The 13,235-nt window shown below is 42.1% G+C and carries 11 protein-coding genes and 3 tRNA genes; 9 read left to right on the top strand and 5 right to left on the bottom strand.

Going from position 1 to position 13,235, the window contains the following annotated elements; all coding sequences use genetic code 11:
• The first annotated feature begins 68 nt into the window (after positions 1 to 68).
• The 7 genes from NSTC731_RS07910 (at position 69) to NSTC731_RS07880 (ending at position 4,747) form a co-directional block, all read left to right on the top strand.
• Entirely contained in the window at positions 69 to 563 is a 495-nt protein-coding gene (locus tag NSTC731_RS07910; protein ID WP_445630329.1) for a COP23 domain-containing protein, read from the top strand.
• A 140-nt stretch (positions 564 to 703) separates the two neighbouring features.
• A tRNA-Tyr gene (locus NSTC731_RS07905) sits at positions 704 to 780 on the top strand.
• Between the two features lies 1 nt (position 781).
• A tRNA-Tyr gene (locus tag NSTC731_RS07900) sits at positions 782 to 857 on the top strand.
• Between the two features lie 398 nt (positions 858 to 1,255).
• On the top strand, positions 1,256 to 1,555 hold the full coding sequence (locus NSTC731_RS07895; RefSeq protein WP_445630328.1) for a hypothetical protein: 300 nt from the start codon (positions 1,256 to 1,258) through the stop codon (positions 1,553 to 1,555).
• Between the two features lie 183 nt (positions 1,556 to 1,738).
• Positions 1,739 to 1,811, top strand: a tRNA-Ile gene (locus NSTC731_RS07890).
• Positions 1,812 to 2,218: 407 nt separating this feature from the next.
• Positions 2,219 to 3,745: a slipin family protein gene (locus tag NSTC731_RS07885; RefSeq protein ID WP_445632043.1), complete on the top strand. Its 1,527-nt coding sequence runs from the start codon at positions 2,219 to 2,221 to the stop codon at positions 3,743 to 3,745.
• Between the two features lie 597 nt (positions 3,746 to 4,342).
• A complete protein-coding gene (locus NSTC731_RS07880; protein WP_445630327.1) occupies positions 4,343 to 4,747 on the top strand; it encodes a hypothetical protein in 405 nt (134 codons plus the stop codon).
• A 314-nt stretch (positions 4,748 to 5,061) separates the two neighbouring features.
• Here the strand turns inward: NSTC731_RS07880 and nifD are convergent, their stop codons facing one another.
• The 5 genes from nifD to nifS form a co-directional block, all read right to left on the bottom strand.
• Positions 5,062 to 6,504, bottom strand: coding sequence for a nitrogenase molybdenum-iron protein alpha chain (nifD, locus tag NSTC731_RS07875; protein WP_445630326.1), 1,443 nt, complete (start codon positions 6,502 to 6,504; stop codon positions 5,062 to 5,064).
• Between the two features lie 148 nt (positions 6,505 to 6,652).
• Complete coding sequence (gene nifH, locus NSTC731_RS07870) at positions 6,653 to 7,546, bottom strand: nitrogenase iron protein (RefSeq protein ID WP_445630325.1); 894 nt, start codon at positions 7,544 to 7,546, stop codon at positions 6,653 to 6,655.
• A 338-nt stretch (positions 7,547 to 7,884) separates the two neighbouring features.
• Positions 7,885 to 8,241 carry a globin domain-containing protein gene (locus tag NSTC731_RS07865; protein WP_322709718.1) on the bottom strand — a complete coding sequence of 119 codons (357 nt, stop codon included), beginning with the start codon at positions 8,239 to 8,241 and terminating at the stop codon, positions 7,885 to 7,887.
• Positions 8,242 to 8,465: 224 nt separating this feature from the next.
• Complete coding sequence (gene nifU, locus NSTC731_RS07860; protein WP_445630324.1) at positions 8,466 to 9,365, bottom strand: Fe-S cluster assembly protein NifU; 900 nt, start codon at positions 9,363 to 9,365, stop codon at positions 8,466 to 8,468.
• Between the two features lie 103 nt (positions 9,366 to 9,468).
• Positions 9,469 to 10,677 (bottom strand): cysteine desulfurase NifS, encoded by a 1,209-nt coding sequence (gene nifS / locus NSTC731_RS07855; protein ID WP_445630323.1) that lies wholly within the window; start codon positions 10,675 to 10,677, stop codon positions 9,469 to 9,471.
• Positions 10,678 to 10,813: 136 nt separating this feature from the next.
• On the opposite strand from nifS, the gene xisF reads away from it, so the two are divergent.
• Together xisF and NSTC731_RS07845 are read left to right on the top strand one after the other, a co-directional pair.
• On the top strand, positions 10,814 to 12,358 hold the full coding sequence (gene xisF, locus NSTC731_RS07850; protein WP_445630322.1) for a fdxN element excision recombinase XisF: 1,545 nt from the start codon (positions 10,814 to 10,816) through the stop codon (positions 12,356 to 12,358).
• Positions 12,359 to 12,540: 182 nt separating this feature from the next.
• Entirely contained in the window at positions 12,541 to 13,122 is a 582-nt protein-coding gene (locus NSTC731_RS07845; protein ID WP_445630321.1) for a Uma2 family endonuclease, read from the top strand.
• Positions 13,123 to 13,235: the final 113 nt, after the last annotated feature.

Genomic DNA, 13,235 nt, shown 5'->3' with positions numbered 1-13,235 from the left:
TTTTTAGTAGGGAGAGTGTGAAATGCAAGGTAAATAAAAACTTTTTACTGAAGATTTGAGAGATAGTCATGAAATTAGCATCAGTGACAAATGTTTTGGTTGCAGGTGCGATCGCTCTCGGCGCGACTGCAACCATCAATCAGCCAAGTCAAGCCGAAAGTAGGCGAGGATTTTATTGTGACACATCAGGAAACAAACCCGTAACGGTGTACACAAATTTTAGAGGTGTTTCTGAGCCTTGGATTCGCTGGACTTCCAATTACTTCAGAGACGCTGGCTACAATAAACTAACGCGCTGTCAAGACGTAAGCCACCGTTTGGAAACTTACCGCCGCAACAGAGAACTGAAGTTTATTACTGTCGGCAAAATGAATGGACAAAATGTGGTTTGCACCGCAAATCAAGTTAGTGGACGCTGTGAAAACTTGATATTGACCCTCAAACCCAATGAAGATGGTGTGCAAGCGCTAAATAATCTCCTAGCTTGGCACCAACCCCTGAGTAAAAGCAATAGAACACCTTACGTTGATTTGAGAGAACATCTAGGGATTCCTAAAGAATAGATTACAGCGTTTTTCCTGTGCTAGATTTGAAGCGGGATAGTAATAAAGTTACAAAGCTATAGTTTAGGTTCTATACGCCTAACTGGTGCGCCAAGCTTTTGCATAAGCGTATACCGCCGAGGGCTTTAAACTATACCATCGTTTGATTAGCTCAGTTGGCAGAGCGATCGACTGTAACATCGATACGTCACAGGTTCGACTCCTGTATCAAACACCAAAGGAAGTTAGCTCAGTTGGTAGAGCAATCGACTGTAAATCGATGTGTTGTAGGTTCGATTCCTATACTTTCAACCAAAACCCTGTCCGGGTTAAAAGACAATACCCTTCCAAGGTAGCCAATATGGTACGAATCTTAACAGATTCGAGACCCCTCATTTTCTCAACTCTGCGGTGCAGTGTTCTGCTGTCGGTCATCACTCGTAAGGGTGATGTTCGGTAGCCACAGTCAAGGAGTAAGCGCAACTGCATTTTTCCCTAACTTGAGTATGTCCCTTCGTTTTCTACATCTAGTTTTCCTTCGGGGATTCTAGATTGGTAAATTGAATGGTATATTTGAGCGCGGTTCTTTTTCTAGATTGTTATTGAGCGGTTTGGGAAAAGTAACAGCAATCTTAATCCAGCTTTGGAGAAGCTTTTGCCCACACCTAAACTGTAAACACTTGCACTTGCAGAGTAAAAAAATATTTTGTATTATGTACGGCAAAAATCTCAGCACTACCTCATTAGCGACTGAAAGTAATCTAGAAAAGTTGCGAACTGATAATTTAGCACTTTTGCGATCGCATGGTTTAGCTGAATATAATACTGCCGAAGAAATAGCCTTGGCAATGGGGATAAGCTTAGAAAAACTGCGCTTTTTAACAACTAGTACATCCCTAACTACACATTACCTCCCTTTCAAAATTTCAAAAAAGACAGGTGGAGAAAGAATTATTTCTGCACCAAAGCCCGAACTTAAAGCTGCTTATTTAGCTAGAAAAGACTCATTTTAGGTGTACCTCAGCCAATAATAGCCAGCGCGAATGAAATTCACCCTTTTAACTTTTTACCTGTGCTAGATTTGAACCGGAATAGTAACAAAGTCACCAAGCTGTAGTTTGGGTTCTGTATACCCGACTGGTACGCTAACCTCTGGTAATAGCGTATACCGCCCAGTACTTTCAACTATTTCACCATGAAAGTTAGCTCATTTGGTAGAGCGATCGGTGTATCGCCGATTATTTGTAGGTTCGATTCCTATACTTTCGGGCAAAAACCCTCGCCCTGGGTACGGGCACCTTGTTAGGGACAAGGCCGCAGAATTATTGGGTATTCAAAAAGACCCAATCAAAAAAACTTTTTGTTTTTTCTACTCTGTTATGCAGGTATTTATAACAGTCAAGGAGCTAGCGCAACTGAATCTCTCCCTAACTTGAGTATGTTCCTTCCTTTTCTTACATTTGGTTTTCCTTTGGGGATTCTGAATTGGCAAAGCGAACGGCATATTTGAGCGCGGTTCTCTTTTTTTAGATTGTCATTGAGCAATTTGGGAAAAGTAACAGCAATCTTAATCCAGCTTTGGAGAAGCTTTTGCCCGCACCGGAACTGTAAAAACCTGCATTGGCAGAGTAATACCAATTCATAAGCTATCACACAAATTATTTATGCAAATTACTATGTGGCAAACGTTTTATATTAAACCTAACGAAATCGGTATCTTATATCACCGCAGTGACTTTAAGAAAATTTTGCAACCCGGTACGTATACATATTTAGGTTGGCATTGGCAAGTAAAAATTTATGACCTCAATCAGCCACTAGCTCAGATTGAAAACCTAGAACTGTTGTTGCGAAATCACCAAGCCGAACTACAAGAACACTTATTGATTATCAGAACCGCATTCAATCAAGTTGCATTAGTCCGCTACGGTCAAAATTGGGTAAGCGTTGCACCAAATAAATTGATTGCTTTTTGGCGTGGTTTTATCGAAGTAGAGTCTCATATATTCAACTTGGAAGAAAGCTTAGAATTGCCTAGTTCCTTTGTGCAGCAATTGCGCTCAGTTACGTTGAATGGAGTGAAGAAGTTCCAAATCTCAGAGTATGAGATTGGTTTACTATATGTGCAAAATAATTTTGTGCGACCTCTAGAACCAGGAGAGTATGCTTTTTGGTCGGTAGATAGAGATGTTACAGTCCGAATTCTCAGCCGGATTATCCCTAACCCAGACTTTCCCCTCGAAGATGTACTCATTGAAAAACATCCCGACTTTATTGCTGCTTACTGTGAAACCGTGCAATTACTGGCTTCGCAAGTTGCAATTGTGCGATATCGAGGGAAAGTGATTTCTATTTTGCCACCCACCAGCCGCAAGCTATTTTGGCAAGGTGTTGCAGTGGAAATTCTCGACATCAGCGCTGATGCTCAGTTACAGCCTAACTTAGTAGCTGAGTTAGTTGAAGGTTTAACAGAAGTGAAATTGCTCAGTCGTAACTGTTTGCATATTTGCCAAGTTCCCGCCCAGCACGTGGGACTAGTATACATTAATCAAGAGTTTCAAGGATTGCGATCGCCAGGGACACACGCTTGGTGGTTATTTGGCCGCTCTTTTCAAACCGAAACCATTGACTTGCGACTACAAAATATGGAAGTATCCGGTCAAGACATCCTTTCTAAAGATAAAGTACCTCTGCGGTTGAATTTGACGGCTGGCTTCCGCATACTCGACCCATTGAGAGCAAAAAACGGCTTATCAGATATTTCTGGTTATTTGTACAAAGAATTGCAGTTTGCTTTGCGTGGTGCAGTCGGCGAACGCAACTTAGATGCTTTGTTAGAAGATAAAGGTGCAATGGATAGAAGCATCTCTGAATACATTCGCCAAAAAGCCGCAGACTATGGAATTGAAGTAGATTCTGTAGGTGTCAAAGACATTATTTTACCTGGCGAGATTAAGAGTATCTTGAGTAAAGTAGTCGAGGCAGAAAAAGCTGCTCAAGCAAACGTAGTCAGACGTAGAGAAGAAACTGCTGCTACCCGCAGTATGTTAAACACAGCCAAAGTGATGGAGGATAACCCGGTTGCGTTGCGTTTAAAGGAACTCGAAGTGTTAGAGCGGATTGCAGAGAAGATCGATCGCATTCAAGTTAACGGCAGCTTGGATAATCTTTTGACAGATATGATTCGGATGAATCCGCAATGATTTAGTTATTAAAGGCGATCGTACTATCTCGTAAATTAGTTTTATTAACACGCAATCATCGGGATCTTAGCAAAGTACCCGAATTGTTAATTGCGGATTGGACAGTTTAATGCGTAGGCGCAGCCCGTCGTAGACATCGCCTAGTTTATTTTCGAGTAAAGGCGATCGCTACAATGCTTTACTTCTTATGCATCTCACACACAATCTCTAAATATAAAGTGGTGTGTTGTTGATTAAAGGCGAGCGCTACAACGGTCTACTTCTTGTCCAAAATTTTGTAAATAGCAAGATATTAGTAATATAAAAAAATCACTGGTATCATCAAAAAGCCCAAAACCCTTAATTTAACTTAGTTGCTAATACTGTTATCTATCTAGTAATATTCAGTATAATTAGGTGATTAAAAAGCGGCAATTTTGGGTATTATCTTCATAATGATACATTTGCTAAACGATACTGAAATACCAAAAAGTGATAAAACTTCAAAAAAAACTATATTTCATATTTGATGCAGCTTTTATAAAAATGCCACTTTTTTTAGCTCTAGTATCTTCATAACTCTCAGTGGTCAAGCAAATCTTATGAACTCTGTTAAAGTTGAGTAACTTTTTTGCATCTCCAAACACAGGGATGATAGGAGAATTAATTACTATTTTAAATAATGAATATGAATTAAAAACAAACAATCAAGTGTTTAGACTAAACCAGGCACAGTTTAACAAACTGATACAAGTTCCAGACACTATACTTCACTTATTGAACTGCCCAGAAGAAATATCGTTAGCAACTAATAAGCAACTTATAGATTCTTTTCTTGGAGCAGCTAAGGTGTTGTATTTTGATGGAAAAATGGAATATACAGTGCTTGAAGAATGGCGAGAGAAGCTTGGTTTTATATTTTCTAATGAGATGTCTTCAGTAACGAATTATGGCGACTCATTAGAGTATGGCGGTCTATATCTGTGTGGGGATTGGAGAGATGATTACGATCCACGTTACTAAATTTTGACCTTGAATCTGTTTTTCACTTCATAATACATACTACACCAGACAGGTAATTACTTCTAATAATGCAAGAAGTTACTTGCCACAAGTTAGGTAGTTAGTGCTATTGCTCCTGCAAAGCGAGGTTATCGCATTTACCCTTCAAAGCGATCGCACCATTTAATCTAAAAAATCGTCATTAAAAATAGTTTTTTATTTTACAGTTTTTCTTGGAGCAAAATGCAAGCAAAATCCAAAAACTAGACTCCATAAGAGTTATAGTATCTAAGGCATCAAAACAGATTGTTCTTATATAACCCTGCAACAGGCATTTAGGCTAGAAATAAACTCTTTTTTCTCTTGCGGCGAAAAAACCTTGCATTATATAAATTGTAAGAGCGATCGCTAGGTTCGGAGTAATCCCAAGAGTGCATTTGACGGAAAGGTAGACCCATCTTTTGGAAGACGTACTTCTCTTTCACACCAGAAGCTACCAAATCAGGCTTCAGCGCTTTGATAAATTCCTCGAATTCGTAAGCGGTAACGTCGTCATAAACGATGGTGCCGTTTTCGATATAGTGAGTGGTACGTTTGTAGTCATCGTTATGAGCGAACTCATAACCTGTACCAATCATCTTCATGCCCAAGTCTTGGAAAGCTGGGACAACGTGGCGAGGACGTAGACCACCAACCATGATGGCAACGGTCTTACCTTCCAAGCGGGGGCGGTACTTAGCAACTACCGCATCCATTGTGGGCTGATACTTGGCAATTACCTTCTCAGCGTTTGCTTGGATTGTTTCGTCAAATTTGGAAGCGATTTCCCGTAAAGATTCAGCAATCTTGGTGGGGCCGAAGAAATTGTATTCCAACCAGGGTATACCATAAGCTTCTTCCATGTGACGGCTGATGTAGTTCATCGACCGGTAACAGTGGATGAGGTTCATCTTCACATTGGGGGTCATCAACATTTCGTTGATGGTGCCATCACCTGACCACTGAGCGACTACGCGCAAGCCGATTTCTTCTAACAGGATGCGGCTAGCCCAAGCATCTCCACCGATGTTGTAGTCACCAATGATGGCTACATCATAAGGAGTACTTTCAAACTGAAGTGTACCGTCTTTTTTCGCTTTGTCTGCTCTGGTGAATACCCAGTCACGAACCATGTCGTTCGCAATGTGGTGTCCCAAAGATTGAGAAACACCCCGGAAGCCTTCGCAACGCACAGGTACAACTGGCTTACCAATTGTTTTCGATGTCTTGCGAGCAACAGCTTCGATGTCATCCCCAATTAGACCGATGGGACATTCAGATTGAATGGAAACACCACGGTTGAGGGGGAAAAGTACATCTAGTTCTTCGATCAGCTTGACAAGTTTCTTGTCACCGCCGAAAACGATATCTCTTTCTTGGAAGTCAGAGGTGAAGTGCATGGTACCAAAGGTATCAACACCTGTGGTACCGATGTAGTAGTTACGACGACCAGACCAAGACCAGTAACCGCAACCTACAGGCCCGTGGCTGATGTGGATCATGTCCTTAATAGGGCCCCAAACCACGCCTTTAGAACCGGCGTAAGCACAACCACGAGCGGTCATTACCCCAGGAAGGGATTTGATGTTAGACTTAACGCCGCAATCGGACTTACCTTCTTCGTATACGCCTAAGTGCTTTTCGCGCTTTTTAGCAGCTTTTTCTGGGTAAGCACTGAGAACTTCTTTAATTAGTTCTTTTCTTTCTTCGATGATGTTTTGATTTTCTGGAGGTGTCATATTTAGCCTCTGTGATTCGTAAGGATCGGGGCATAGGGGGACTAGGAGTCCCCTCTAAGGTTAGGGGGGAGATGCTAGAGAGAGGAAAAGGTAAGATATAAAACTCTTCCTTTTTCCTTGTGCTAAAGCGTTATTTATTAGCAGCGACTTAGACTACAGGAGCTTCAGCAGCAGTCTTACCAACTAACTTGGCAGCATTTTCGTCGCTTTCGAGAATACCGAATTCAATCAACAATTCTTCTAGTTCTTCCATTTCGATGGGTGTAGGAATAGCCAGATTCTTGTTGTCGATAATTTTTTGAGCCAAAATCCGATATTCGTTAGCTTGGTTGCTTTCAGGTGCGTACTCGTTAACAGTCATCCGGCGCAATTCTGCGTGTTGAACAATGTTGTCACGAGGTACGTAGTGAATCATTTGGGTGTTCAACCGGCTTGCCAAGGTTTCGATCAATTCGATTTCTCGGTCTGTGTTACGGCTGTTACAAATCAAACCACCCAAACGCACGCCACCTGTGTGAGCATACTTAAGAACACCACGAGCGATGTTGTTAGCAGCGTACATCGCCATCATTTCACCAGATGTAACGATGTAGATTTCTTGTGCCTTACCTTCGCGGATTGGCATAGCGAAACCACCGCATACAACGTCACCTAATACGTCGTAAGATACGAAGTCTAGGTCTTGGTAAGCACCGTTTTCTTCTAAGAAGTTGATGGCGGTGATAATACCACGACCGGCGCAACCTACACCAGGTTCTGGACCACCAGATTCTACGCAACGTACACCCCGGAAACCGGTGAGCATTACTTCTTCGATTTCGATATCTTCTACTGCACCACGTTCTGCGGCGAGGTGAAGAACGGTTGTTTGAGCCTTGCTGTGCAGCATCAAACGGGTAGAGTCAGCTTTCGGGTCGCAACCGACGATGAGGATGCGTTGACCCATTTCTGCCATAGCTGCTAAGGTGTTTTGGGAAGTGGTAGATTTACCGATACCGCCCTTTCCGTAGAAAGCTATCTGTCTTATATTTTCGTCTGTCATGGTTCGTATTTCCCTGCAATTGGTTGGTTAGTGGGTCTGTGCGTTTGTCAGTTGCGTTCACGCCAGTTGAGCGACAGTAGTGAGCGCGTGTAGAGCATCGTTGGTAGCGTTGGCATAAATGCCTGCTGGGGGCGATCGCTCCACAGCTAAAATGATTGAGAGTAGGTACATATATTTCGTGGTTAAATTTCTTTTCTTTTTGTCCTTTGTCCTTTGTCAAAAAATGACAAAGAACAAAGAAAATTACGCAATTTACAAATACGTCATAATGTGTTTCAGCTTGCAAGATTCAATAGGACTTGATGTTGTTATTTGTCAACAATCAATGCATGGTCCTATTACTTGTTCAAAATAGCGCCCTTGAAATTTGAGATGCGCTCTAGTGCAGCTTTGGTATCTTCTGGCGACTCTCCACGCACAGCCATTGATTCACCCAGGAGTTTTGCAATCTCATCGAAGTGTTGTTGCTGTAAATTCAATCCTGCGTGGGTTTTGTCCATTGGACGACCGGCGTACTGCTTTGGCCCTTCAAATATTTGAGATAAGAAAGCAACTAGATGATTACGTTGCTTCGCCATATCTGTACCAGCAAAAATGGGATTGAGGAGGCTGTCTGTGGCAATGCGTTTGTGGAGTTCATCTACTATTTGTTCAATAGCTGATTGTCCACCAAGTTTGTCGTACAATGTGCTCATATCCTGTTCCTTTGAAGCGAGTTGGATGATGAAAGAAAGCAAGTAGGCGCTTAATGTATGAAGCCTATATGCTGTTAGCCGTGATAGCTAATCTAGCTATCGGTTCTCGGTAGGATTGAAGCATTGATGTGGAGACAATTATATGGTTCAAATCCTACTTTCTGTTACTGGCTGAATGCATATTAGAGCGTATTTGTAGATTACGTTAAGTCCTACAGCAATTCCTAAACTGCTTCGACTACAAGGCTCTTGCTGACACGATCTTGTAATCTGGCTTCGATCGCAATTTTTAGGGTTGCTGTACTACTTGAACAGGAACCGCAAGCACCTTGCAGTACAACTTTAACGCGATCGCCTTCGACATCATAGAGTTCTACATCTCCCCCGTCAGCGATGAGTACGGGTCTGACTTCTTCATCAAGAACCTTTTGAATTAGAGCAATCTTTTGCACGTTTGTTAGCGATCGTTCTTTGGACGTAACAATTTCTGTGGCAACTTGTACGCCGTAATTGTTGAGAGCAGGTGAGGCGTATTCCTGTTGAACTGATCTAATAATATCATCAATGTTCGCCAGACAGGAACCGCATCCGCCACCAGCTTTTACATAATTTGTTACTTGTTCGGCATCCGTGAGATGATTTTCTAGAATCACGCGGCGAATTTTGGACTCGCTGATGCCAAAGCAACTGCAAACTAATGCACCTTCATCGTCATCATCGTGGGAAGCTAGAGGTATGCCACGATAATTATAGATAGCAGCTTCTAGCGCTTCTTGTCCCATCACAGAGCAATGCATCTTTGCTTCTGGCAAACCACCCAGGTAATCTGCAATGTCTTTATTGGACACTTTCAGAGCTTCATCTAAAGTTAAACCTTTGACCATTTCGGTTAATGCACTAGAAGATGCGATCGCACTAGTACAACCAAAGGTTTGAAAACGAGCATCTAGAATCTTATCAGATTCTACTTCCACTTTCAGGTGCAATCTCAGAGCATCACCGCAAGCAATGCTACCGATTTCTCCCGTTGCAACCTTAATTCCAGGTTCGCTCGTTTCTTCAATTTCTCCCTGATTTTTGGGATCGTAAAACAGTTCTAATACTTTATCGGTGTAGTCCCACATAACGAATTTTAGATTTTAGATTTTGGATTTTAGATTGGGGATTGGGCATGGGGCATAGGTTCCATTCTTAATGCGCTATGCCCTATTCCCTATTCGCTAGTTCCTAACGATGCGCTAGTGCTTGTTCTTGTCCTTGCAACCAACCTGCATCATCATTTTTGAATGGTGAGAGAGCGCGTAAACGTTCTACAATACTGGGCATTACCTCTATGACTCGATCGATTTCGGCAACTGTTGTGTAGCGACAAAGACTGAAGCGAATTGAACCGTGCAAAGTTGTGTAGGGTAAGCCCATTGCCCGCAGAACGTGGGAGGGTTCTAGAGAACCGGAGGTGCAAGCAGAACCGGATGATGCACAGATACCGTATTTGTTCAATAACAGTAGAATTGCTTCACCTTCGATGTACTTGAAGCCGATATTGGTTGTGTTTGGCAATCTCTGCGTAACGTCACCATTGACTACACAATCGGGAATTTTAGCTAGTAAAGTTTGTTCCAGGCGATCGCGCAGCTTTCTTTCTCTGGCTGTCGCTTCTTCTAAGTGTAACAGTTCTAGTTGGGCAGCTTTGCCCAAGGCAATAATTCCTGGAACATTCTCTGTTCCCGCCCTACGTCCGCGTTCTTGGTGTCCCCCAATCATGAAGGGACGGAACCGAACTCCACGCCGGATATATAAAGCACCAATTCCTTTCGGGCCGTGCAGCTTGTGACCAGACAGGGTTAACATATCCACCGTGCTAGTCTTCATATTCAAGGGGATTTTTCCCACTGCTTGCACCGCATCTACATGGAAGATAGCGCCATATTCTTTGACGCGCAACCCAATTTGCTCAATCGGGAAAACCGTGCCGGTTTCGTTATTAGCATACATAATTGTCACCAAGGCGGTGTTACCCGTCAAGGAAGCTTCTAGTTCATCTAGATCCAGCTGCCCTTGATGATTTACTGATAAATAGGTAACAGTGTAACCTTGGGTTTCTAATTGTTTGCAGACATTGAGTACTGCTGGATGTTCAACTTGGGTGGTGACAATATGTCGCTTTTCTGGTTGCGCCAACAGTGCGGCTCGAATCGCCGCGTTATCTCCCTCAGTTCCACAACTTGTGTAGACAATTTCAGATTCATCGGCTCCCAAGATGGCTGCAAGTTGTTCTCTTGCTGTTCTCACTGCTTTACCGACTTGCCCACCAAAGGTATGCATACTGGATGGATTGCCGTAATAATCTGTAAGGTAAGGTAGCATTACCTCTATAACTTCTGGGTCTACCTTAGTGGTGGCATTATTATCGAGATAGATGCAGTTATTTTGCATTGTTGTCTTCAATTATGAATTACGAATTACGAATTACGAATTGTTTGGGGTTGGCGCTTTTGCAACTGTTCCGAGTATTTCTGGGAATAGAAGTATCTGCTATCAAATATAATAAAGGTTGTGTCAATGCGTTGTTATGGAAAATTGGGGTTACGCAAGAGTTAGCGGTGAGGAGCAGCAGACAGATAAAGGTGCGTTGCGTAAACAAATAGAACGCTTGCAGGATGCTGGATGTTCAAAAGTATACTGGGATATTCAATCACGGACAACCGAAGTCAGGGAAGGACTACAACAATTAATTAATGACTTGAAGACATCTTCAAAGGGTAAGGTAAAATCACTTCAATTTACCCGGATTGATCGTATCGGCTCATCATCGCGTTTGTTTTATTCATTGTTGGAGGTATTGCGCTCCAAGGGAATTAAACTAATAGCTCTAGATCAAGGAGTTGACCCAGAGAGTCTTGGTGGGGAATTAACGATTGATATGTTGCTTGCTGCTGCCAAATTTGAGGTAAGAATGGTGACAGAGAGGTTAAAGAGTGAACGTCGTCATAGGATAGACCAAGGAAAAAGTCACCGAGTTGCCCCATTGGGATACCGTATCCAAAAGGATAAATATATACGCGATGACTCACTATGCGTTTGCTTGTTGGAAGGACAAAGAGAATTAACGGTGTCTGACCTGGCCCGATATATTTTTAATACTTTTTTTGAGTGCGGTTCAGTTGCTGCTACTGTTCGTAAGCTGCACTCCGATTTTGGTATAGAAACAAAAGCTTTTGCTTGGAATAAGCCTGAAACAAGTTCACGGATTATCAGCGACGATGACTTAGATAAAATGGTATTTACACCAAATAAAGCTAATCATCCCTTGCGTTATCCGTGGTCTGGACTGAGATGGTCAATTGCAGGCTTAAAAGCATTATTAGTAAATCCTGTTTACGCGGGAGGCTTGCCTTTTGATACTTACGTTAAATCAAAGGGAAAGCGAAAACATTTTGACGAGTGGAAGGTAAAATGGGGAACCCACGACGAAGAGGCAATCATTACCTGCACAGAACATGAACAAATAAAACAGATTATCCGAGGCAATCGACATAACCGATGGGCTTCAAGAGACGATAACGAAGTAAACCCGTTTTCTAATTTAATCAAATGCGCTCATTGCGGAGGTTCAATGACGCGCCATGCAAAACGGGTAAATAAGGATGGGCAAGCTATCTATTATTTTCAGTGCCGTTTGTATAAAGCTGGCAACTGTAGCAATAAAAATATGATTTCATCAAAAATATTAGACATCCAAGTAGTAGATTTCTTGGCACAAGAAGCCGAACGGTTAGCAAATTTGGTGGAAACAGATGAGCAAACTGTTGTAGAAGAATCGGCAGAAGTCAAAACTCTGCGTGCATCGCTGAATACTCTGGAAACGCTTCCACCAAGTTCAGCAATCGAACAAATAAAAAATGACCTCAAAGAACAGATTGCGATCGCACTTGGAGCAACAAATAATGCAATCAAACAATCTTTGATTGCTAAGGAACGAATTATACTGGCTTTTTCTAATAAAAGTTACTGGCAAGGGCTTAATGCCCAAGATAAAAGAGCAATACTCAATGGCTGCGTTAAAAAAATATGCGTAGATGGTAACTTTATTACAGCCATTGAGTATCGTTACTAGATTAAAGCGTTTTCCACATCTCCTAAATGTCACAATCGCACTGTTACATTGCAACCATGACAAATTTCATGCCGTGTTGCAGGTATGGTAAAAAAGGTGCGATCTGACAACTATGAATATCTGAGGGAGAAAAACACCCTACCCTATTCGCTAAAATCAAAACAAACTGGAAAAATCTTGCTATGGTAGCCATCTCTCAACAACCGCAAAAAATGACCATCGAGGAATATCTTGTATGGGAACCCCAGCAAGACCTTCGCTACGAATACATTAACGGTGAAGTTTTTGCGATGACAGGTGGTACAATTCCCCACAATGATATTGCACTTAATTTTTACAGAGCCTTATATCCACATTTACGTGCTAGAGGTTGCCGGGTGAATGTGTCGGATGTGAAAGTGCAAGTTACGCCTATAAGTCCTTACTATTATCCTGATGTTATCGTCAGTTGCGACTCTCAAGACCTCAATGCCCGCAAATTTATTCAAAACCCAAAAATAATTGCCGAAGTTCTCTCCCCTGGTACAAGCAGCAAAGATAGGGGCGAAAAATTCACTAATTACCTGAAAATGCCTTCTTTACAAGAATATTTATTGATAGATTCAGAAATAATCTCCGTCGAACGCTACTCTCGTGGAGAGGGAAGAATGTGGCTTTACTATCCCTACACTGAGGGAGATATTATTACCTTATCCAGCATCGAATTTGAATTTGCGATCGCACTACTGTATGAAAGGGTTATATTAGGAGCCGAAGCAGAATAAAGTTTGAAAGTACCGGATTAAAAAATTACCTGAAACAACAGATTGCGATGGCGTACCCGCCCGCCATAGGCGATCGCATTAGGAACAACAAATAATGCCTCCAAAGAATCTCT

The sequence above is a fragment of the Nostoc sp. DSM 114167 genome, assembly GCF_052692655.1.
Note: the sequence above shows the minus strand (reverse complement) of the source record. Positions and strands in the feature narration are given on the sequence as shown.

What these genes read in the sequence shown, in the direction of transcription:
- NSTC731_RS07885 (WP_445632043.1), top strand. Translation starts at nt 2,219, where the DNA reads ATGTGGCAAACGTTTTATATTAAACCTAACGAAATCGGTATCTTATAT.
- nifU (WP_445630324.1), bottom strand. Translation starts at nt 9,365, where the DNA reads ATGTGGGACTACACCGATAAAGTATTAGAACTGTTTTACGATCCCAAA.
- nifH (WP_445630325.1), bottom strand. Translation starts at nt 7,546, where the DNA reads ATGACAGACGAAAATATAAGACAGATAGCTTTCTACGGAAAGGGCGGT.
- NSTC731_RS07910 (WP_445630329.1), top strand. Translation starts at nt 69, where the DNA reads ATGAAATTAGCATCAGTGACAAATGTTTTGGTTGCAGGTGCGATCGCT.
- NSTC731_RS07865 (WP_322709718.1), bottom strand. Translation starts at nt 8,241, where the DNA reads ATGAGCACATTGTACGACAAACTTGGTGGACAATCAGCTATTGAACAA.
- NSTC731_RS07845 (WP_445630321.1), top strand. Translation starts at nt 12,541, where the DNA reads ATGGTAGCCATCTCTCAACAACCGCAAAAAATGACCATCGAGGAATAT.
- nifD (WP_445630326.1), bottom strand. Translation starts at nt 6,504, where the DNA reads ATGACACCTCCAGAAAATCAAAACATCATCGAAGAAAGAAAAGAACTA.
- xisF (WP_445630322.1), top strand. Translation starts at nt 10,814, where the DNA reads ATGGAAAATTGGGGTTACGCAAGAGTTAGCGGTGAGGAGCAGCAGACA.
- nifS (WP_445630323.1), bottom strand. Translation starts at nt 10,677, where the DNA reads ATGCAAAATAACTGCATCTATCTCGATAATAATGCCACCACTAAGGTA.
- NSTC731_RS07895 (WP_445630328.1), top strand. Translation starts at nt 1,256, where the DNA reads ATGTACGGCAAAAATCTCAGCACTACCTCATTAGCGACTGAAAGTAAT.